Origin of the sequence: Acidisarcina sp. (assembly GCA_035539175.1) — a bacterium.
Taxonomy (GTDB): Bacteria; Acidobacteriota; Terriglobia; order Terriglobales; family Acidobacteriaceae; genus JANXZS01.
This window is the reverse complement of sequence record DATLIY010000010.1, coordinates 38,249-58,853: the sequence shown is the minus strand read 5'-3', so window position 1 is coordinate 58,853 and position 20,605 is coordinate 38,249. Positions and strand designations below refer to the sequence as shown.

General features: G+C 58.1%; 18 protein-coding genes. 12 read left to right on the top strand and 6 right to left on the bottom strand.

Going from position 1 to position 20,605, the window contains the following annotated elements; genetic code table 11:
- Positions 1-9: 9 nt before the first annotated feature.
- The 8 genes from VM554_14055 to VM554_14020 all read left to right on the top strand — a co-directional run bounded on the left by VM554_14055 (position 10) and on the right by VM554_14020 (position 11,332).
- Positions 10-1,236 (top strand): DUF763 domain-containing protein, encoded by a 1,227-nt coding sequence (locus VM554_14055; GenBank protein ID HVJ09498.1) that lies wholly within the window; start codon positions 10-12, stop codon positions 1,234-1,236.
- Between the two features lie 273 nt (positions 1,237-1,509).
- Positions 1,510-2,040: a YceI family protein gene (locus VM554_14050; protein ID HVJ09497.1), complete on the top strand. Its 531-nt coding sequence runs from the start codon at positions 1,510-1,512 to the stop codon at positions 2,038-2,040.
- Positions 2,041-2,436: 396 nt separating this feature from the next.
- The gene (locus tag VM554_14045) at positions 2,437-3,852 is read left to right on the top strand and encodes a TolC family protein (protein ID HVJ09496.1); all 1,416 of its coding nucleotides are present in this window, start codon (positions 2,437-2,439) and stop codon (positions 3,850-3,852) included.
- A gap of 56 nt (positions 3,853-3,908) precedes the next feature.
- Positions 3,909-4,169, top strand: a complete 261-nt coding sequence (locus tag VM554_14040; GenBank protein ID HVJ09495.1) for a YtcA family lipoprotein — start codon at positions 3,909-3,911, stop codon at positions 4,167-4,169.
- Entirely contained in the window at positions 4,166-5,401 is a 1,236-nt protein-coding gene (locus VM554_14035; GenBank protein ID HVJ09494.1) for a biotin/lipoyl-binding protein, read from the top strand. Before VM554_14040 ends, VM554_14035 begins: the two co-directional genes overlap by 4 nt.
- Positions 5,402-5,404: 3 nt before the next feature.
- A complete protein-coding gene (locus tag VM554_14030; GenBank protein HVJ09493.1) occupies positions 5,405-7,549 on the top strand; it encodes an FUSC family protein in 2,145 nt (714 codons plus the stop codon).
- 67 nt (positions 7,550-7,616) lie between these two features.
- Positions 7,617-10,268, top strand: coding sequence for a hypothetical protein (locus VM554_14025; protein ID HVJ09492.1), 2,652 nt, complete (start codon positions 7,617-7,619; stop codon positions 10,266-10,268).
- Positions 10,269-10,306: 38 nt separating this feature from the next.
- Positions 10,307-11,332, top strand: coding sequence for an LLM class flavin-dependent oxidoreductase (locus tag VM554_14020; GenBank protein HVJ09491.1), 1,026 nt, complete (start codon positions 10,307-10,309; stop codon positions 11,330-11,332).
- A gap of 36 nt (positions 11,333-11,368) precedes the next feature.
- Here the strand turns inward: VM554_14020 and VM554_14015 are convergent, their stop codons facing one another.
- Entirely contained in the window at positions 11,369-11,686 is a 318-nt protein-coding gene (locus VM554_14015; GenBank protein ID HVJ09490.1) for a PadR family transcriptional regulator, read from the bottom strand.
- A gap of 166 nt (positions 11,687-11,852) precedes the next feature.
- On the opposite strand from VM554_14015, the gene VM554_14010 reads away from it, so the two are divergent.
- Both VM554_14010 and VM554_14005 read left to right on the top strand, forming a co-directional pair.
- Complete coding sequence (locus VM554_14010; GenBank protein ID HVJ09489.1) at positions 11,853-13,076, top strand: MFS transporter; 1,224 nt, start codon at positions 11,853-11,855, stop codon at positions 13,074-13,076.
- Between the two features lie 170 nt (positions 13,077-13,246).
- Positions 13,247-14,026 carry an FAD-dependent oxidoreductase gene (locus VM554_14005; GenBank protein ID HVJ09488.1) on the top strand — a complete coding sequence of 260 codons (780 nt, stop codon included), beginning with the start codon at positions 13,247-13,249 and terminating at the stop codon, positions 14,024-14,026.
- Between the two features lie 12 nt (positions 14,027-14,038).
- On the opposite strand, the gene VM554_14000 is transcribed toward VM554_14005, so the two are convergent.
- From VM554_14000 to VM554_13980, 5 genes are all read right to left on the bottom strand, one after another.
- The gene (locus VM554_14000) at positions 14,039-14,875 is read right to left on the bottom strand and encodes a response regulator (protein ID HVJ09487.1); all 837 of its coding nucleotides are present in this window, start codon (positions 14,873-14,875) and stop codon (positions 14,039-14,041) included.
- 61 nt (positions 14,876-14,936) lie between these two features.
- A complete protein-coding gene (locus tag VM554_13995) occupies positions 14,937-15,485 on the bottom strand; it encodes a zinc ribbon domain-containing protein (protein ID HVJ09486.1) in 549 nt (182 codons plus the stop codon).
- Positions 15,486-15,508: 23 nt separating this feature from the next.
- Positions 15,509-15,910 carry a hypothetical protein gene (locus tag VM554_13990; protein ID HVJ09485.1) on the bottom strand — a complete coding sequence of 134 codons (402 nt, stop codon included), beginning with the start codon at positions 15,908-15,910 and terminating at the stop codon, positions 15,509-15,511.
- Complete coding sequence (locus VM554_13985; GenBank protein ID HVJ09484.1) at positions 15,907-16,593, bottom strand: RNA polymerase sigma factor; 687 nt, start codon at positions 16,591-16,593, stop codon at positions 15,907-15,909. The genes VM554_13990 and VM554_13985 overlap by 4 nt, the downstream gene beginning before the upstream one ends.
- A gap of 222 nt (positions 16,594-16,815) precedes the next feature.
- The gene (locus tag VM554_13980; protein ID HVJ09483.1) at positions 16,816-17,661 is read right to left on the bottom strand and encodes a hypothetical protein; all 846 of its coding nucleotides are present in this window, start codon (positions 17,659-17,661) and stop codon (positions 16,816-16,818) included.
- Positions 17,662-17,905: 244 nt separating this feature from the next.
- Here VM554_13980 and rlmB point away from each other — a divergent pair, with 244 nt between their 5' ends.
- On the top strand, positions 17,906-18,700 hold the full coding sequence (gene rlmB / locus VM554_13975) for a 23S rRNA (guanosine(2251)-2'-O)-methyltransferase RlmB (GenBank protein ID HVJ09482.1): 795 nt from the start codon (positions 17,906-17,908) through the stop codon (positions 18,698-18,700).
- Positions 18,697-20,586 carry a hypothetical protein gene (locus tag VM554_13970; protein ID HVJ09481.1) on the top strand — a complete coding sequence of 630 codons (1,890 nt, stop codon included), beginning with the start codon at positions 18,697-18,699 and terminating at the stop codon, positions 20,584-20,586. Before rlmB ends, VM554_13970 begins: the two co-directional genes overlap by 4 nt.
- Positions 20,587-20,605: the final 19 nt, after the last annotated feature.

Genomic DNA, 20,605 nt, shown 5'->3' with positions numbered 1-20,605 from the left:
AATAGAAGTATGAAGCGTTCCGGCACTGCCGATCTTCCCCTGCACGGAGGACGTGTTCCCGCATGGCTCGGCGAGCGCATGACCCGGCTTGGCACGGTGATTGTCGAGCACATCATCGCTTCCTACGGGTCTTCGGGGTTTCTTACTCGTCTGAGCGATCCCTTCTGGTTTCAGGCCCTGGGCTGCGTCATGGGCATGGATTGGCACTCCTCCGGCATTACGACTTCCGTGATGGGCGCGCTGAAGCGTGGGCTGAATCCGCGCGCCTCCGATCTGGGTATCTACGTGTGTGGCGGGCGAGGGCGTCACTCCCGTCGCACTCCGGATGAGTTACGCGCCTTTTCCAGTCGTGTCGGGCTTGATGGCGATGCACTTGCGCGCACCAGTCGCCTGACTGCCCGCGTGGATAACAATGCCGTTGGTGACGGGTTTCAGCTCTATCTTCACTCCTTTGTCGCCAGCACGTCGGGAGAGTGGGCGGTGGTGCAGCAGGGTATGAATCCGGACAGTCGCCTTGCACGCCGTTACCACTGGCATTCGCCTGCAGTTCGCGATTTCACATCGAATCCACACACAGCCATTCTTGGCAGGCCCCAGGGAGTCATCCTGAATCTGGTGGATGCACGCGCCCTGAGCGCCCAGCAGGCTTTGCTGAACATCGTCCAGCAGCCGGTCGAGTCGTCCCTTGCGGAGGCCCGCAGGCTCACGATGCCGATGCACCACGATGTTCGTCCGGAGGATGTGGATCTCAAGCGCCTGGGTGCCGTGCTCGCCGTGGCGCATGAACAGCCTCTGCGCGACTTCGCTTCTCTTCTGCTGGTGGAGGGGCTGGGTCCTCGGACCCTCCAGTCGCTTGCTCTGATCGCCGAGGTGGTACACGGCGCGGCGAGCCGCTTTTCAGACCCGGCACGCTTCTCCTTTGCGCATGGCGGTAAGGACGGCCACCCCTTTCCTGTGCCGCTCAAAACTTATGACGAATCCATTGCAGTCCTGCGCGGGGCGCTCGACGCGTCACGCCTGGATTTTACCGAGAAGCGGGAGGGTTTGCGGCGGCTTGACGCCCTGACGCGAACGGTGGAAGAGCAGCGCGAGCCACTGGCGGATTTCAGCGCCGCTATCGCCCATGAGCGTGCCATCTCAGCCTCTCTGGATGGCCGCACGGTTCAGGGCCACGCCCCGCGCGCGCCAAGGCGAAGTCGCTCCTCTCCCCCTCAACTCTCACTGTTCGCGGAGTAGAGGGCTACCCCCGCAACGCTTTTGTGGAATGAATTCGTGCATCAGCCCTCGAGCTTGCGGCCAGCTTCCGGGGCGAGCCCATGATATTCATTCGCCGATGGTTGACTTAAAACTTGGGCTAGGAGTAGGTTGAGAGCCTCAGGAGGAGTTACCCGGGGGCAAAATGACCGGGCAGCTCAGTTCCCCAAGGCTGATGCGCCTGCATCGGTGGCACCTATCTCTGCAACGAACCGGATTGAAGTATCAGGACAAGAAGAAAAGGAGCTTAAGACTATGTCGCTGGTAACCTATCAGATTGATCCCACACATTCTTCGATTCACTTCAGCGTACGTCATATGATGCTTTCGAACGTGCGTGGTGAATTTACGAAGCTTTCCGGAACCGTCAAGTACGATTCGGATGCTCCTGCGAACACCACGATTGAAGTGGCGATCGATGCTACCTCCATCAACACTCGAGATGAGCAGCGCGACGGCCATCTGAAGAGCCCCGACTTTCTGGATGTAGAGAAGTTTCCGACACTGAACTTCCGCAGCAAGAAGATCGAGCCGCATTCAGGTGGAGGAAAAATAGTAGGCGATCTGACCATACATGGCGTAACCCGCGAAATTACGCTCGACGTGGAAGGCCCTACTGCCGAGATCAAAGATCCTTGGGGAAAGATGCGCTTTGGGGCATCCGCAACGACAAAGCTGAACCGGAAGGATTTCGGGTTGACATGGAATTCGGCTCTCGAAACGGGCGGAGTTCTGGTCGGTGATGAGGTGAAGATTACGATTGACGTGGAGCTTGTTCGCGACTGAGCGGAGCCTCCCGGCTGCTCCTGCCAGGAGGCTCATGGCCGTCTGTTAAACTAGGTTCATGAGTCTTTGGAATGGTGGGAGCACCGGGAGTGAATTGTTCTGAATACCGGGAGTCAGGAGCGAGGATTTTCGGGTATGTTTCAGTTGAAGCGAGCCGTGTGGTTTATCCGGTTTTTCGGCTTTCACTCCTGCACCCATAGACCTTATAGCAGAGGCTCTAGACAAGTAGAACCTGATCCAGTTTCTCTGAGCACGAAGCAGCGCCCACCTTCCAGTTCCACCTCTGATCGCACCATGCACCATCCGTTCGAGAACGTTCTGGCCCACCCTGGTTCAACTTTCGGCGGCATTCGTCTGCCCTTAGCTCAAATGGGTAAATCCTTTCATAGAGCCGCGATGCTCCTCTTTGTCGTTTCTCTGGGGACCATACCGCTCCTTGCGCAAGGTGTCCCTCCATCCTCGAGTAAAGTGTGGCATTCCAAGGCAGAGCAAAGCATTGCGCGCGATTTGGCGCCACCGGCAAACCCGCCTTTCACCGTGGATACTGCAAAGGTTTACACCCTGCCGGAGTTAATCGATCTCGCGGAGCAGCACAATCCTGAGACGCGTGTGGCCTGGCAGATTGCGAAAACAAGGGCAGCCGCTCTGGGTGTGGCACGCAGCGCTTTATATCCAACGATTGCAGCTACGGCTGTGGCGAATACATCGCGGGTGAGAATCCTCTTCGGCTCGGATTTCTTTCGGCAGACTTATGGGGTCTTTGAGCCGCAGCTTCATCTTGAGTATCTGATCTTCGATTTTGGGGAGAGAGGCGGCGCAATCGATGCGGCGAAGGCGAACCTTATGGGTGCCGACTTCGCCTTTAACGACACGCACCGGAAGATCATCTTTCAAGTAGCCGCTGCCTACTATCGGCTGCTGAATGAGTTGGGCCAGCAGAGCGCAGCCGAGGCTAGCCTCAAGAATGCGCGGGCGGTGCAGGAAGACACGGAAGACCGGCTCACCCACGGCCTGGCAACCAAGCCGGATGCTCTGGAGGCGGAGGCGGCAACAGCACAGGCAGAGTATGACCTGCAGGCGGTACTCGGAGCCGAAGAGATCGCGCGCGGAGATCTGGCCACGGTTCTCGGGCTGCCGCCGGAGACCCCCATTCAGGTTCAGAATATTGAGGATCTTTCCGCTCCGCTCGATTTGATGGATTCAGTGGATAAGGCCGTAGATCGTGCCTTTCAGCAGCGTCCCGACTTCAAGGTACAGGTGGCCAGGTTGCGGGCGGCGGAAGCGGGTACCAGGCAGGCGCGCTCAGCATATTTCCCGACACTCGGTTTTTCAGGAAGCGGCGGTTTGCAGCGCCAGTTTGGCCAGCAGGCTGATCTGCCTCCAGGATATGTCAGCGGTGAGACATGGAACGTTAGCCTGGGACTAAAGTGGACCGTTTTTGACGGCGGGCGAAGGGAACATGAGATAGCCCAGGCCGCGGCGGAAAAACGGGCCGCGCAGGCCGAAGTGGATACACTGCGGGATGGAATCGCCAACGAGGTCTGGGCTGCGTATTCCAATGTCAAAACTGCGCAGCGGCAGCGGCAAGCGGCGCAGGCTCTCCTTGCCTCCGCCAGCCAGTCGTACGCCGCGGCGCGGGAATCGTATCAGTATGGTGTTCGAAATCTTCTTGATGTAGTCTCGGCCCAGAAAGTCCTGGCCCAGGCCAGCTCGGTAGATATTTATACCCGTACGCAACTCTTGTTGCAGTTAGCGAACTTGGCTTTCCGCACGGGCGATCTTGTTCAGACGCCGTCGAGGCCGACCCCCTGATTCGGAAGAAAGAACCAAGAAAGGTAAGCTGACTCGTGCAATCCTCTTCAAGAAGGTTGGCAGCGTTTGCAGGCATTGGCAGCCTTATTATGCTTAGCGGATGCGGCCGTGCGCCATCCTTCAACATCCTGGGATCGTTTTTCCCCGCGTGGCTGCTCTGTATTGTGGCAGGGATATTACTGGCCGTCGTAGTCCATTGGCTGCTGGCGCGCGTTGAGCTGGATAAGGAGATCGAGTGGTCGATCGTTGTCTATCCTTGCCTCGCCCTGTTCTTCGCCTTCACCCTATGGCTGGTCTTTTTTAATCAAGGATTATGACATTGAACGCCACTCCAGAGACCCGTCGTCGTATCGGTCGCATCCTGAGCGTTGCGATCATTCTGTGTGCAGCTATCACGGGACTGTTGGTTGTGTTGCAGACGACAGAAAATCCGCGGACTGACGATGCCGAAGTTTTTGCGAATTTTATCGGTATCGCGCCCGTCGTGAACGGGCCCATCATGAAGCTGAATGTCGCGGATAATCAGGCTGTAAAACAGGGTGACCTGTTGTTCGAGATTGATTCGCGCCCCTACGCGTATGCGCTTGCCAGTGCGAAGTCCGCGAAGGCTTCCCTTGAGGGCCAGATTACCGATGAAAGCCTTAGAATCGCGGCACTGAAGAGTGGTGTGAACGTGGCGCAGGCCAATGCGCGAAGCTCTGATGCCAACGTGGCCCGAGCCGCTGCCGCGGTGGATGAGGCAAAGGCGGATGTGGCGAACTCCAAGGCGGCGCTGGCGCGTGCCGAGGCAGAGCTCACGTATGCCGGTAACAATCTTCATCGCCTGGAGCCTCTGCTTGCCAAGCAATTTGTAACTGTAGATCAGATAGACCAGGCGCGTACGCTGGTAGCTACCCGGCAACAGGCTGTGCAGCAGGCACGTTCGCAGCTGGCCTTGTCTGGCGCCAGGCTTGAGTCAGCGAATGCTCTGTATAAGCAGGCATCCGCAATGCTGGAACAGAGCCACCAGCAGGTGCACCAGGCATCGAGCAGCGTTACCACGCTGGATCCGCTGACCGCGCAGCGCTCTGGGAAAAGCTCTGCGATCGATACTGCACAATATGATCTCGACCATTGCAATATATACGCGCCCTTTGATGCACGCGTCACCAATCTGACGATATCGGAAGGCGCATACGCGCATGCTGGTCAGCAAATTTTCACGCTGATTGACACGCGGACCTGGTGGGTGATGGCGAACTTTCGGGAGACGCAGATACGGCACATCCGGCCTGGAATGCCGGCGTATGTCTATGTCATGTCCAGGCCCAATGTACGCTTTGATGCGGTAGTGGATAGCGTCGGATTCGGTGTGGCGCCCGACGCGGACATTGTGGGCCGCTTCTCGCAGGGGCTGCCAGACGTCCAGCGGACGCTTAACTGGGTACACCTGGCTTCCCGTTTTCCAGTTCGCGTGCGGATCAAGGCGAAGTCCGACGAGCTGTTTCGACTCGGTGAATCTGCCGTGGTGGTGATTCATGGTGAACCTTCGTTGACCGCGAAGAGGTAAGCAATGGCGACCACTGCGACCAATCTTCGCGGGACGAGTTCCTATGCCGACTGGTTCGTCGACTTCTTAAAAAAAGAACTCGCGCCCTATCCCGGGCGCGGAACGATCGTGGCCCGCATGGTGATCTCCGCGACCATCACCATGATCCTGATCATGACCTTCCGTCTGCCAGGCGGCTCCATAGGTCCGCTGTACGCCTTTGTTATCTCGCGTGAAAATCTGCTCTCAAGCGCTCGCTCCGCACTGGTCGTTGTTCTCTCATTCGCAGCCGGTGCGGCCTTTATTCCCATCGGCGCCAGGATGTTTGCGTCCACCCCGCTCACGCACTTTGCATGGGAAGCGGTGAGCCTGTTCATCATGTTTTTCCTCCTTCGCGCGCTGCGTGATTTCAACGTGGCTGTTGCCTTGGTCACCGTCGGAACGAACGCGTCTGCCATCTGGTATCTGCCTGGTCCGGCGGAGACCAACCTGGAACTCACGCTGTGGGCAACTTTAGTTCCGGCTGTTGGCGCGCTCGTGACCTTTGCAGTGGAGGCCGTCTTTCATGCCTTCAACAAGCAGGATGAGGTGCTGTCTGGCCTCTCAACGCGCTGGAGCGCGATGGAGAGCCTCTTGTTGAGCTATGCGAACAATGAGCCCGTATCCCACGATATAGAACGCAGGGTTGCACAGCTTGCGCTCGTGGGCGCTGGGTCATTGCGGAGGCGGCTCACGCGTTCAGACTACGACTCACTCTATCGAGTACAGATGATGGCGGTAGTTTCGCTCACCGCCCGTTCCATCGATCTTGCCGCTGTAATTGCCCAGCAAAAGGTAGAGCTTTCAACCGAGGAGAGGCAGCGCATCCGCCAGCTCGCGGCGCATATTGCCAGGATCCGGGAGTGCATTGTTACCAAGTGCAAGCCGGAAACATGGAGCGTGCCCCGAAACGCCTCGTCGGCGCTTCGTTTGCTCCCTGACTTGGAAAGAATGGTCTCTCTTATCCCGCGAGTCTTCGAGGGGTCGATTTCGCTGGAGCCTTATCAGGAGTCGGGGCACGAGCCGACTACGCAGAAGAAGGGCATCTTTGTGGATGATGCCTTTCAAAATCCTGAGTACATCAAGTTTGCCCTGACCGGATGCCTTGCCGCCATGATCTGCTACATCCTCTATGTGTCGCTGGCGTGGCGCAATCTCTCCACCGCAATTGTGACTTGCCTGTTGACAGCGCTGTCCGACATCGGCTCCTCTCGGCAGAAGCAGCTCCTGCGTATTGTCGGTGCCCTCATTGGTGGCTTTATCTTTAGTATGGGTGCGCAGGTATTTATACTCCCATACATCGATTCCATCTTTGGCTTTAGCATGCTATTTGCTGCTATTACCGGTATTGCAGCCTGGGTTGCTACTTCAAGCCCACGTCTTTCTTACTGCGGCCTTCAGATAGCATTTGCCTATTTCCTCGTTAACCTGAACGAGTTTACGATCCAGACCTCGCTCGGGATCGCACGTGATCGCGCCGTCGGTGTTCTGCTGGGCATCTTCGTGATGTGGCTGGTATTTGAGCGCTTCCATCCAAAGCCGGCCGCGCAACGCATGATCGAGGTCTTCGTGGAGAATTTGCGCCTCCTGGCTCAATTGGTTGTCAAACCAGGAGAGGCAAACGATCCGAAGTCGCTGGCACGGCTTCGCAGATTGCGCGATCAGATCTACCAGAACTTCACGATTGTGAATGCGCAGGCGGATGCGGTTCCATTTGAGACGGGCGCGATGCGCGCGCCACACTTGATTGCGCAACAGAAGATACATCGCTGGCAGGCCCAACTACGCACATTCTATCTGCTGGAAATTCCTCTCGTGCAGTTCCGGATCTTTGGCTTGCACGGCGAGATGTCAGAACCTGTCCGCGATGTGGAGCATCGTTTTCAGCAGAACTGTGCAATCATTCTGAATCGCATGGCCGATTGCTTGATCGTTCAGTTTGGGGAAAAAGAATGTACCCCGCCGCCACGTCCCGAGCTCGAGAAGCTTATCGATTCTGCAGTTCCTGCAGAGGAGCCTACTCCTTACCATCGCGATAAAACCATGTTGGCGATTTCCCGCGATATAGCGTCGCTGCTGGAAGGGTTAGACGACGACATGTCCGCAGTTCCACTCTTTCAGGAGAATTGATTCATTTTGTAACTGCAGTGGGAGCAATATCCGCAACCATGTTGCGAGGAAGAGAAGGCTATCGCGCTTGTCCGGTGAGAGGCTGTATCGTTCGGTTTTACTTCTGGTGCTGTATCTCTCCCTTTGCCTCCATGGCCGTCTGGCTGCGGCGGAGATGGATCGTTCCATAGATGAGGGGAAACATGATGAGGCGAAACAGCTTTTTGCCGAAACCGATGCCATCGGACCTCAGCGTTTTCTGGCGGTTCATGGACGCCGCTCCCTGATCCAGGGCTATGCTACGCATGGTCTCGAAGTATGGGGTTACCCGTTGCAGATCGTCAACGGATACCAGGTCGGATTTCGCAGTCAAGGTTCGACGACGGAAATTGACGGCGCGGCCTTGTTGAGAAAGATAAGTTATGAAGCGGAGGCAGTTACAAGGACCTATATAGGTTCTGACTTCATCGTTCGAGAGAGATTGTTCGTCCCGCTGAATCAGGCAGCAGCCATTCTCACTTACACCATCGATAGCCAGCACGCGGTCGATATCGTCGTTCACTTCACTCCAGTTCTAGATCTTATGTGGCCCGCGTCGATCGGAGGACAGAGCACGAGCTGGAATACCGCTGCATATGTACTATCCGAGCCGTCCCGCCGATTCTCCGCGTTTGTCGGCTCTTCCGATACTATTTCACACGATGAGCCTGTGAATAGTGCGCAGCCAGGGTCGGGCGAAAAGCGCTTCGCATTTACGATGCGCGCCGGAGGGAGTAGCGGTCCTCGATCAGCAACCGTGGTGGTCAGCCTTCTCGATCCATCCGCGTCCGAGCCTGCAAATGTAATGCAGAAGCTGCTTACGGCCCGAGAAGATCTGGAGCGCGAAGCGCATGCGCACTATGCCGCATTGGAGTCCAACTCGCTCGAGATCATCACGCCGGATGAGAACGTAAACCGTGCGCTGGCGTGGGCTGGAATTGCTCTTGACCAGTCATGGGTGTGCAATCCATATCTGGGTTGTGGCCTGGTGGCCGGGTATGGACCCTCAAGAGACGCGCGCCGTCCGCAATATGAGTGGTTCTTCGCAGGGGATGGACTTATCGCGATTGACGGGCTGTTATCTTCCGGCCAATATGACCGCGCCAGGGAAGCCCTGCTGTTCATCGACAAATATCAGGACCGCAAGACGGGCATGATCTGGCATGAGCTATCGCAAAGCGCGAGCTTTCTCGATTGGGTGAATCAGTATCCGTATATGTTTGTTCACGTGGACATTACGTTCCAGTATCTGAGTACTGTGGCGCGATACCTCTCCACGAGTGGCGATAAGCAATTTGTTATCGATCATTGGTCCTCGCTGCAATCTGCATATGACTATTGCAAGTCGCTCTCTAAGTCGGCAGATAGTCTCCCACGAATTCCATCCAGCAAGGAAGGGAGCAATGAGCAGGATCGACTGACCGACGAGTTAGGATTGTCGCTCAGTTGGGTTGAGGCTTCCGAGTCCTTTGCGCAGCTTGCTGAAGTTGCCGGGCATGCGGCGGAAGCTGCGGAAGCAAGACAGGTGAGCGAGCGAGCACGGAAGTCCATCGCAGGCCGTTACTGGATGAAAGACAGTAGCCGCTGGATCGATGGCTACACTGTGTCCGGCAAGCCTGTTGTGGGAGGCGGTATTGGAGGCATCCATCTTATCGATCACCACATTTTGCAGCAGGCTCAGAGCGATGTTGTTCTAAGTCGGATCGCATCCTCGGATTTCCAGACGGATTGGGGAACCAGAAGTATCGCCTCCAGCTCTCCACGTTTTAATGCCAATTCCTATGCAAGCGGCAGTGTCTGGGCGACTGGCACCACAAGCACCGCGTCAGCATTTTGGACCGAGCATCAGCCCTATACAGCTTTCCCGATCTGGCGCTCGCTGATCCAGTGGAATTCGCTCGACTCCCTGGGGCATCTGCACGAGGTATTAGCAGGAGACTTCTATCATCAGCAGACGGAGTCCGTGCCGGAGCAAACCTGGTCCTCGGCTGCGTTTCTATCCTCGTCGGTCCACGGACTCCTCGGCCTTGAAGTCGATGCACTGACAAACCATGTGACATTCTCTCCCCATCTGCCTGCACAGTGGGATAGCCTTCGCGTCAATCGTGTCAGGCTTTCCCATGGGAGCATGGATCTTTCTGTCGTGAGCACGAGAGAGGGGTTGGAGCTTACGGTGGAAAATGAAGGCGCTCCGCTAGCTCTTCGATTCGCGCCAGAGATCCCGCTGGGAGCCCGGCTGGAAGGGGCATTGCTGAACGGCAAGCAGGTTCGAGCCACACTGGAAAGCCATGACCAGGATTCTCACGCGGTCATGGATCTTCAGATTCCTCATGGAAAGACGCACTGCTCCATTCGCTATCAAGGCGGGGTCTCCATCGGCGTATCGCAGCGCGCGCTGCTCGCCGGGGAACCGAGCAGGGGAATCAAGATAACGGATGTGAGGTATAAGGGAGATCGCCTTGTGATCCAGGCAGACGCCACTGGCTTCGAGGCGACGATTTTTCTGCGGACCACCGAGAAGATTGTTAGGGTGACGGGAGCCGAGCTGCATCCACTGTCGAATGGCTCGGCGGAGCTAGCGATTGTTCCCGCTGCGGATAGCGCGGCTTCGCCGTCGACGTACCGGCATGTTGAGGTCGTGGTGAATTTCTCCCCATCCAAGGGGAAATCCACTCGGGCAAAGACAGAACTCACGCAGTAGATCGCATCATTCGTGCTGCATCGCTCATCCAATCTTTCATGGGACTGACTGTTTCTGTACTGGATCTTGTGGCGATGCGCCACGACGAATCTGCCGGCGGTGCGATTGCGCGCTCGGTGACCCTGGCGCAGCACGTCGAAGAGTTGGGATACAAGCGCTTTTGGCTGGCGGAGCATCACGCAATCGCAGGACTGGCTTGCTCGGCCACTCCTCTGCTGATCGGGCATGTGGCGGCGGCGACTAAGAGGATTCGAGTAGGCAGCGGTGGAGTAATGCTGCCAAACCATGCGCCTCTGGTGGTGGCTGAAGAGTTTGGAACGCTGGAGGCATTGTATCCGGGGCGTATCGATCTTGGCCTGGGCCGCGCTCCGGGAGGCGATGCTGCCACCATGCGGGCGCTGCGACGGGATCTGCGGCAGAGCGGGGATGACTTTCCTGAGCTGCTGCAGGAGTTGCGCACCTATCTGGGACCAGGAAGGCCGGGGCAGGCGGTTCGGGCGATTCCCGGTCAGGGGAGCAACGTCCCAATCACATTGCTGGGCTCGAGCGGCTTCAGCGCGCAACTAGCCGGGATGTCAGGGTTGCCGTTCGCATTTGCGGCGCACTTTGCTCCGGCGTATCTGTATGCAGCCGCCCAGTTGTATCGCGAACTATTCCGTCCAGGCAGTGTCCTGCAAAAGCCATATCTGATAGTCGCCGTGCAGGTGATTGCGGCGGAGACGGACGCTGCCGCCCGGCGACTGTTCACCACACCCCAGCAACGCTTTCTTCAATTGATACGAAACCAGCCACTGGAATTACTACCGCCCGTGGATTCCATGGATTCCTTATGGCATGAGTGGGAGCGCGATGCCGTGGAGAGCAAGCTGAGCGCGGCCATTGTTGGATCGGAGGCAACCGTGAAGGCGGGGCTGGAAAGGCTTGTGAACGAGACTGGTGCCGATGAGGTGATTGTCGTGACGGATACGTATGAGGAGGCCGACCGGCTGCAGTCCTATGATCGCGTCGCCCGCATCGCCAGCACGATCGAGAGGCCAGGCGCGGCACGCGAAGGCCAGCCCTGATTCTCAGCCGAAGTCAGCGCAAACGACGGGCCGCCTTCAGGCAGTATGCAAGACGGCCTGAATAGCTTCGGTTGCGCGGCCGTAGTCAGAGAGTTCGAGCTTGAGTTGCTTGCGTCCGGCAGGCGTCAAGCGGTAGAAGCGCACCTTCCGGTTTGTCTCGGAGATTCCCCAGTCGGCTGTTACCCAGCCTTTCAGCAGCATCTTTTGCAGTGCCGGGTAGAGCGAACCTTCTTCGACAGCTATCACGTCGCCAGATAGCGCGTGAATGCGCTGGGCAATCGCATAGCCGTGGAGCGGGCCAGAACGCAGCACGCGCAGAATCAGCATGGTCAAGGTGCGGGGAGGCATCATCATGGTTCAGGCATATCCTTCATAGGCATAGATAGTCTATGCCTATGAAGGAAGGATACCGCTGCCTTGCCTGGCGACTGTGCTCGGGCAGGCATTCAAGAAATTCTCTTGCGGATCGCGCAGATTTTAAGCAGTCTCCAGTCTGGTCCGCTATCCTAGATTCCTACCAATGGCACTTCTCTCGCACTTCCGGTCCCTGACCGCGCAACAGCGCCATGCATTCTACGCGTGTTTCCTTGGCTGGTCGTTGGACGCCTTTGACTACTTCCTGCTCGTCTTTTGCCTCTCGGCAATTGCCGGGGACTTCCACCGCAAGACCTCGGAGGTCGCCGAGGCAATCTTTCTTACGCTGGCATTTCGTCCCGTGGGTGCATTTCTCTTTGGCCGTCTGGCCGATCGTTTTGGGCGGCGGCCAACGCTGATGCTGAATATCGTCTGCTACTCGGGACTGATGGTGGCCTGCGCGTTTGCGCCATCTCTGCATGCGTTGCTGGTGCTTCGCGCTCTCTTCGGAATCGCGATGGGCGGAGAGTGGGGCGTGGGCGCCGCGCTCGCCTTTGAATCGCTGCCGAAAGAGGGACGGGGCTTCTTTTCCGGATTGCTGCAGGAGGGATATGCGGCCGGCTATCTGATTGCTGCTGCGGCTTACGGAGCGTTGTTTCACTTTGTGGGATGGCGGGGCCTCTTTCTTATAGGAGCTATCCCGGCAGTGCTCGTCTTTTACATCGGCTTCAAGGTGGAAGAGTCGCCTGCATGGTCGCGGCAGGACGCCAGATCGAATCTGGCAAAGCGAACGGGCTTTCTGCAGAATCTCCGTCAGTATGGATGGAATTTTCTGTCCCTTGTTGTGCTCATGACGGTGTTTACCGCCTTCAGCCATGGAACGCAGGATTTGTATCCTACGTTTCTTGAGAAGGACCTTGGCTTTAGTCCTTCGGTAGTTGGTGTGGTCGGCATCCTTTACAACATTGGGGCGATCTGTGGCGGGATCCTCTTCGGGTCATTGTCGGAGCGCTGGGGCCGCAAACGGGCCATTATTGCGGCAGCGTTGCTGGCGCTTCCTGTGATTCCTCTTTATGCGCTCTCTCATTCGGTGTACTGGATCGCTGCGGGGGCGTTTTGCATGCAGTTCTTTGTGCAGGGTGCATGGGGAGTGGTGCCTGCGTATCTCAGCGAACTCTCACCCGGCCCGGTGCGGGCGACCTTTCCAGGATTGGCGTATCAGTTAGGCAACCTCATCACCTCCAAGAATGGCGTGCTGCAGGCGCGCGCGGCGGAGCGGATGGGTGGACTGGGGCGGGTTCTCGCCGCGACCGTGCTTGTAGTTGCGCTGCTGCTTGCTCTCGTTACGAGCGTAGGAAAGGAGTCTCGCGGAGCCGATCTTGGCGGCTAAGCTGACTGATCGCTCTCACGCTGCATCACGCGTCGCGCCCCATCCTGAGGGTAACTGGGAGTGGAGCGCGCGACGATTGAATGGCAGAGCATCCTCTACGCCGCTTGCCAAGCAGCGTGGGGGTTCGTCATACTGACTTGGCGTAAATCCATCTTTCGCAGGTTCTCAACTTGGCCCGTCAGCTATTCACCGCCCGCCTCATGGAGAAGATCTGCCTCTCCGAGCGTACGCAATGTTTTCACCTGACATTTGTCGTCGAGGAACTCCGCTCGCTCGAATTCGTTCCCGGGCAATTTGTCTCCACTGTGGCGCAAGACCAGGGCGGAAAGATGCAGACTCGCGCGTACTCAATTGCTTCTGCGCCCCGTGGCAATCAATTCGATCTATGCGTGAATCGCGTGGAGGGAGGATTTTTTTCGAACCTCGTGTGCGATATGGAAGTGTGCGAGACGGTCAACTTTCATGGACCGCATGGTCTCTTCCTGCTGCGCAAGCCGCTGACAGACGGAATCTTTATCGCGACGGGAACCGGTATTGCGCCGATGCTGGGATTTACGCAATATCTCTTTCCCGAGGATGGCGAGGATCGCAGCGAAGGAAGAGAGTTCTGGATGGTCTATGGCACACGCTGGGAGACGGAGTTGTACTACCAGAACTATTTTGAATCCATCGCCGCGAGACATCCGAACTTCCACTACGTTGCTACGCTGAGCCGTGCCTCCGCGGACTGGCAGGGCAATCGCGGTTATGTGCAGCAGTATGTGCGCCACATTGTGGAAGAGCGCGCCCTGCTGTGCCATGCCTCACCAACGGATACCGTGGGCGAGAGAAACGGCTTCGATATCCACGCCTATATCTGCGGCCTGAACGAGATGGTCTCTGCGAATCGCGACCAACTGCTGGCGCTGGGCTGGGATAAGAAGCAGGTTATTTTTGAACGCTACGACTGAGAGAAGATTCTCCTAAAGCTTGAAGAGTTCGCGCAGGCGGCGAGTCTGCGTACGGCTGACGGGAATCTCGGTTTGTTTGCGATCATCCATGCGTAGCTGATAGCTGGACTTGAACCACGGCACAACTTCCTTAATGTGATTGATGTTCACGACAAAGGAGCGATGTGCCCGCCAGAATATCTCGGGGTCAAGCAGTTCCAGCAACTCTTCCAGCGTACGGCACTTCGATTGACCTTCCAGTGTGCGAGTGGCCACGGAGATCACACCTTCCTCAATCGAAGCAAAGCAGATCTCCCCCTGATCCGCCAGAAGCAGACGATTCTGCGTCTGCAGCACAATCTTGCCGCTCTGTGGGCGGGGAGGCAGCTTCTGTTGTTCCAGCAATCGCAGGAGCGCGTTGAGGCGCGGATCCGCGGCAATTGCAGACGCTGTTGCCGGATGCTCCTGCGCAGAATCATCCTGCTGCTGTTTCTCCAGGCGTTGCCTTGCGCGGGTGAGAGCCTGCAAAACGCGAGCACGATCAAACGGCTTTAGCAGATAGTCGATTGCGTTGACGTCGAAGGCTCGAACGGCGTATTGGTCAAAGGCCGTCGCAAAGATAATCTGCGGCATGGGCGTGGCGGGCTTCTTATCCAGCAGCTTCTTGATCACGGCAAAGCCATCGAGGCCGGGCATCTGCACGTCGAGGAAGACGATGTCGGGGTGATGCGTCTGTATCAGGTCTACAGCCTCAAATCCGTTGCTGCCTTCGGCCAGGATCTCTACTTCGCCGGTTGCGTCGAGAAGATATTTGAGCTCGTCGCGCGCCAGTTGTTCATTGTCGATAATGAGTGCAGTGATGGGCATCATGTTTCAATCTTCCAGTGTAGGAAGGGCAGGAAAGCAGGGTCAACTGCGGTGAGAGAAGCGCTCACGAGTGAAAGGCGCGCAACCGTGCTGGTGTGTTGTCCTTCGCCAGGTCGTGGCCGCATCGTACGCAGAACAGATCGGTCATGCTCACGCTTGTGTAGCAATTTCCGCATGCAGCGGAAACCTGGTGGGCGCATTGCGGGCAGTAATGGTAGTCGCTCTGCACGTCGGTGCCGCAGACGGGGCAATGTGTCACCACGGGCTGGCGCAGCATGAAGTAGAGCACCGCCCCAATTCCGCCGGGCATCACGCAGCAGATAGTGATCCAGAAGCGCCGGCTCATAGTGCGCCGCGGAGCGTCCCGGCTTACATAGCCGATCATGAGCATGTATAGGGCCGCCAGCGCGCTCCACGACAACGCAAAGTAGATGCGAACCCCAATGGGCGGGCCGCCCGGATGATGTTGATGCGCGGGCAGCACAACCCAGAAAAGATATTGGGTTGCAACGAAGGCGATGGCTGCCAGTGCTATCGACCAGCGAGGAATGAGCTTCATCTCCTCGTTAAAGGTGAATGGCTCAGGATCACGAATTGGAATGTTTTCGCTCATCGGATTCGTTGATGCCGGCAATGCTAGCTGTTGCGTTTTCCATGCCGTATTTCCGGCCCATTTCTCCAACTCGCGATAAGCGCGGCAATCAAGGCAGTAAAGAGCAGCAGAATGAGCAGGGTGACTTGGGTAACAAAGCTTCCAAAGTGCTCCTCGGCGATGAGGTTTTCCATGCTTTGCCAGAGAGCTGGTGAGAGCAGGACCAATATTCCCAGCGACGCCATGATGGCGAGGGCACGGCTGTGCCGCCGCTTTTCGTTCCGTTCGCGGCCGAAGAAGATCTTGCAAGCGACTTTCCGCCGTGTCGTTTGTGCGGTACGCATTTCCCCGTCGGCGTTCAGTCCAGCCAATGCCTGAATCAGCATCGGGTCCGGCGTGTATTCCCCAGGGTTCTCGATCGATGGATCAGGCCGATACGTGCTCATCGAAGCGCCTCCCGGCGTTCCGCGTCTTCAATGTGTGGTTTCAAGGCAGCCAGCCCGCGATACAGGCGGGACTTGACGGTGGAGAGCGGTGTGCTGGTGACGCTTGCAATCTCATCGAGGGAGAGGTCGTCATGGAAGCGCAGCAGCAGCACCTCCCGATGCAGGGGATCCAGGGAAAGCAGGGCCTCGGCAACGCGCTGGCTGTCTTCCAATTTCCGGTAGTTGTCGAAGGGCGTTGGATCACTGGCGGCGATGTCCAGAGGGCGGTTGTCTTCGCTGCCCTCGCAAAGCTCCTCCAGGCTGGCCATGGTTCGCTTGCGGCGTACGTCGATCACCAGGTTTCTGGCGATGGTGTAGAGCCAGGTATCGAAGCGCGCCTCGCCTTTAAATTGTGCGCCACGGACGAGGACTCGCATCCATGTTTCCTGGAAGAGGTCCTCCGCCAGTTCGCGGTTGCCCGTGAGGTAGAGCAGATAGCGAAATAACCGATGCTGGTACTGGACGATGAGTTGATCCAGCAAGCCGGGATCCTGTCGGCGAAGCCCCTGCGCAACCCGGGCATTTTCACGGCGCGACTGCTCGATCGAGAGAGACGTGGCGGACATGGCAATTACAGAGACGGGACTGCTGGCGGGAAAGTCGCGTCCGGAGAACAGTTTTCGTATTTTTCCGGTAACAGCCAAAGGATTCTCCAAAAAATGCTGGTCTGCCGGCGCAGATGCCCGTATATATCCAGTATCGTCTGCCCGAGCGGTTCGGGCAAGGACTCGCAAGGGCGGGTAGGGAGAAGGAAGAAAAGGGGGCCAGGAGGGGATCGGCGCTTCGCTACGATGGTGAGTGAAGGACGTTCTTCACCCGCCACCGCAGCCGATTCGATACCGCCGATGTTACAGAAACGGAGGCAGTTACTTCTGGCCCCAGAAATCCGGAGCACCCTTGACCCAGGAGTCCGGGGGGTAGCTTATCTTTGGGTTAATGGCAAAAAGGTGCGACTCGACGGATTCTATCGTGGACGCGGTGAGCTCCCTGATTTTCTGCATATCTTCCGCACTTACGACGGATGCGAATTTTTCCTGGTCTTTCATACTCGCGTCCACTTCCGCCAATGACTTCATCGGGGAGACCGCGATGTATCTTCCCCCGCTGCCCGTGCCGTACATCTTCTCGAAGGTGGCCCAGTGTGCATCAGGCATCTTTTCGAAGGCTTTCACATACAGCTTGGACAGCGTCTCCCAATCCTTCCGATGGCCGGGGCGTATCTGGAAGACCGAGATATCCATGTAACGCATATCCTCGATCTTGACTGGAGCCCGCAAGCTTAAATCTTCGCGAAAGGCGTAGATGCTGTTTTCAAATGTATCGAGCAGGTCGCCGTCCGCCACGCTTGCGCTGTCCAGCGCCGCTGAGAGCGTGGGATTCTTCCGGGTGGCATCGATATCCTTCTGATATTCCTCAAAGGAGGGGTAGCCGACCAGGAACAGCGACCGTGCTTTGCCCGAGAGGGCGTCCATCCCGAAGTAGTGTTGCTGCCAATTGGCGGCGGAGAATGCCTGGACAAATGCGCTCTCCGTCTTCGCGTGCATGTTACCTCCTCGGCCTGGCTTGAGACCCTCGTTCAACAGGAGCAGTACCTTGGGTGGTGGCGTGGTGCCGCCGGCCTGCCCTTGTGCCAACGCGTTACCTGACCCCGCAAAACCAAACCCTGCGAACAGCAGACACGACACTGCCAATGCCTCGAAATGCTTGTTCATAACTGATTGCCTCCTCAGGCGCGAAGTGCGATGTGCCAGGGCGTCGGCGATAGGAGGAGAGTCTTCGGCAGTTAGGAGTTACAACCCTGGGGATTCTGGGAAGGTATCGTCGTCCGTTCCTGGGCTCGAAAACCATACCTCTTCCAAGGACAAACGCCAACGGAAATCTTCAGCGCAATATTTGGGTACGGTAGAGAGGAGGTGGCCGGATGGCGCAAGCGGGACATGGAATAGACTGCTAAGAATGGAAATACTATACGGTCTGCACCCGGTGGAAGAGGCGTTGAAGGCCGGCAAGCGTCGTTTTGACCACGTTTGCGTCGCGCGGGAGCGACAGGATCAGCGTCTTCAGCAGATTATCGATGCCTGCCGCCAGGCTGGGGTAAGCCTTCGCGTGGAACCGCGGGAACATCTCACTCATCTGGCGAAGACTACCGCGCACCAGGGCGTAGTCGCGCTCGTTCGCGGGCAGGCGCCGCTCGAACTGGAAGATCTGCTGGAAACGCCGGATCACCAGCGGTTTCTGCTGGCGTTGGATGGGGTGGAGGATCCACAGAACCTGGGGGCTCTGTTGCGGACGGCCGATGGCGCCGGAGTCACCGGTGTGGTGCTGACGGAGCGCCGCGCTGCCCCCCTGAGCGCCGTCGCGGTGAAGGCTTCAGCCGGTGCCGCTGAGCATGTTCGCATGGCGCGGGTCGTGAACCTGGTGCGCGCGCTGGAGGAGATCAAGAAGCGGAACATCTGGTGCATCGGTTTAGATGAGCGCGGCACCATGGACTACGACGAGTTTGACTATACCGGCGAGTGCGCGCTGGTGCTCGGCAACGAAGGCCACGGGTTGCATGATCTGGTTCGCCGCACCTGCGACCATCTGATGCGAATCCCCATGGCGGGTGCGGTTTCCTCGTTGAACGTCTCCGCGGCCGGAGCTGTCGTGCTGTACGAGGCGGCTCGCCAACGGCGCGTGGCCAGTCGCGGCAGCCGCACTCCGGCTGCGGAACCAGCAAAGCCAAAGAAGCAGAAGGGGCTTGGCTCATGAGGCTGCTTCCGGCTGCGGCAGCGCGCATCTCTCTTGTCTCGATACTTTTACTGGTGCCTGCGAGTTCCCGGGCGCAGGTCTCTACTACCACCGCCCACAAGTCTCCCCAGAGCCATTCGAAGACGGCGGGGACGTCCCACCCGGCGAAGGGTGTGGACGCAGGTCAGACGATGCGCGGAGAGGCGAATTCCGGACCGAAGGCCACGGACGCGGAGCGCGACGCGGCGACCTTTACGGGCTACGATCTCGATGTTCGCCTGACGCCGCAAACCGAGTCGCTGGCAGTGCGCGCGCTTATCAAGGTCCGCAATACTTCGGATAAACCGCTGGCCCATCTACCCTTGCAACTCTCCTCGACGCTTATCTGGCAATCGATCCGGATAGCGGGACGTGAAGCTGTCTTTGGCCGCCAGACAGTGCAGAGCGACGCGGACCATACCGGCCAGTTGCACGAAGCGGTGGTGGTGCTGCCGCAGCCGCTCGCCGCGGGGAAGGATCTGACGCTGGATGTGGTGTATAGCGGACGTATTCCGCTGACCGCTCACCGGCTGGAGGCAATCGGCACGCCGGCTGACCTGGCCCGACACTCGGATTGGGATCGCATTTCGGAGAATTTTGTCGGGCTGCGTGGATTTGGCAACGTGATCTGGTATCCGACGTCGTCGGTGCCGGTGATGCTGGGCGATGGCGCGCGGCTCTTCACCGAGATTGGGCGGCAAAAGCGGAAGCAGTCGGCCGCGAAGGTCAGCATGCAGGTGACGCAGGACTTCTTCGGAGTCGCCCCCAATGTCGCGGTGCTGAATGGGCATAGCGTTCCCGTCCAGGGACCGCCGCCCGGAGAGGCGCCCTCGCCGAACGTCCCCCAGGTCATCCAGTGCAGCCTGCCTGCCACGACGCTTGGCTTTGCAACGCCAAGCATCTTCATCGCGAACCGCTATCGTCACGATGGGGATGGCTTGCGGATGTTTACGAGGGGCGCCAATGAGGTCAATGTTCAGTCCTACATGACGGCGGCGACCATGGTGCAGCCCCTGTTGCGCGAGTGGCTCGGCTCCAATGCGAAGACGCCGCTGACGATCCTGGATCTTCCCGAGGCAGAGGACTCTCCTTATGAGGTTGGCGCGGCGTTGTTTCTGCCCATGGCGGATGCCAAGCCGGAACAACTGACCGGGCCCCTGAGCCACGCCCTGGCGCATGCCTACTTCTCGTCTCCGCGGGAGTGGCTGAATGAGGGCGTAGCGCACTTTATGGCGAACCTGTGGATCGAGAGAATGCGGGGACGTGCAGCTGCCATTCAGGCCATGGATGGCAGCAGGAGCGCTCTCACAATCGCGGAGCCGGGCAGCCCCGGAGGAGAGGCTGGCGAGTCGCTGACCGATACTTCCGATGCGATCTACTATCGAACGAAGGCGAGCTACGTGCTATGGATGCTGCGCGATCTGGCTGGGGAAAATGCGCTCTCCGCCGCATTGCGCGGCTACAAGCCCGCCGACGACCTTACGCCGGAATACTTTGAGCGTCTGCTGGAGCAGGCCAGCCGGAAGAATGATTTGCAGTGGTTCTTCGATGACTGGGTATACCACGACAAGGGACTCCCCGACCTGTCGATTGCCGGAGTCTTTCCCAGCAAGAGCTCGGTGATCGGGTCCTACCTGGTGGCGGTGGAAATTGCTAACGATGGATACGTGCAGACGGAGGTGCCGGTGAGCGTGCGCTCGCAGGACACAAAGGTGACGGATCGCGTGCGCCTTCCGGCGCGGACGCACACCACGCATCGCATCGTGATTCAGGGCACCCCGGTTGAGGTCACGGTGAATGACGGAAGCGTGCCGGAAGTCGCCTCCAGCGAGCACTCGCGCATGCTCGACAACACTCCTGCGCAGTAGGTTGGCTGCGGCTGGCGCT

What these genes read in the sequence shown, in the direction of transcription:
- VM554_14035 (HVJ09494.1), top strand. Translation starts at nt 4,166, where the DNA reads ATGACATTGAACGCCACTCCAGAGACCCGTCGTCGTATCGGTCGCATC.
- VM554_14020 (HVJ09491.1), top strand. Translation starts at nt 10,307, where the DNA reads ATGGGACTGACTGTTTCTGTACTGGATCTTGTGGCGATGCGCCACGAC.
- VM554_13980 (HVJ09483.1), bottom strand. Translation starts at nt 17,661, where the DNA reads ATGAACAAGCATTTCGAGGCATTGGCAGTGTCGTGTCTGCTGTTCGCA.
- VM554_13970 (HVJ09481.1), top strand. Translation starts at nt 18,697, where the DNA reads ATGAGGCTGCTTCCGGCTGCGGCAGCGCGCATCTCTCTTGTCTCGATA.
- VM554_13995 (HVJ09486.1), bottom strand. Translation starts at nt 15,485, where the DNA reads ATGAGCGAAAACATTCCAATTCGTGATCCTGAGCCATTCACCTTTAAC.
- VM554_14055 (HVJ09498.1), top strand. Translation starts at nt 10, where the DNA reads ATGAAGCGTTCCGGCACTGCCGATCTTCCCCTGCACGGAGGACGTGTT.
- VM554_14015 (HVJ09490.1), bottom strand. Translation starts at nt 11,686, where the DNA reads ATGATGATGCCTCCCCGCACCTTGACCATGCTGATTCTGCGCGTGCTG.
- rlmB (HVJ09482.1), top strand. Translation starts at nt 17,906, where the DNA reads ATGGAAATACTATACGGTCTGCACCCGGTGGAAGAGGCGTTGAAGGCC.
- VM554_14050 (HVJ09497.1), top strand. Translation starts at nt 1,510, where the DNA reads ATGTCGCTGGTAACCTATCAGATTGATCCCACACATTCTTCGATTCAC.
- VM554_14045 (HVJ09496.1), top strand. Translation starts at nt 2,437, where the DNA reads ATGCTCCTCTTTGTCGTTTCTCTGGGGACCATACCGCTCCTTGCGCAA.
- VM554_13990 (HVJ09485.1), bottom strand. Translation starts at nt 15,910, where the DNA reads ATGAGCACGTATCGGCCTGATCCATCGATCGAGAACCCTGGGGAATAC.
- VM554_14030 (HVJ09493.1), top strand. Translation starts at nt 5,405, where the DNA reads ATGGCGACCACTGCGACCAATCTTCGCGGGACGAGTTCCTATGCCGAC.
- VM554_14000 (HVJ09487.1), bottom strand. Translation starts at nt 14,875, where the DNA reads ATGATGCCCATCACTGCACTCATTATCGACAATGAACAACTGGCGCGC.
- VM554_14010 (HVJ09489.1), top strand. Translation starts at nt 11,853, where the DNA reads ATGGCACTTCTCTCGCACTTCCGGTCCCTGACCGCGCAACAGCGCCAT.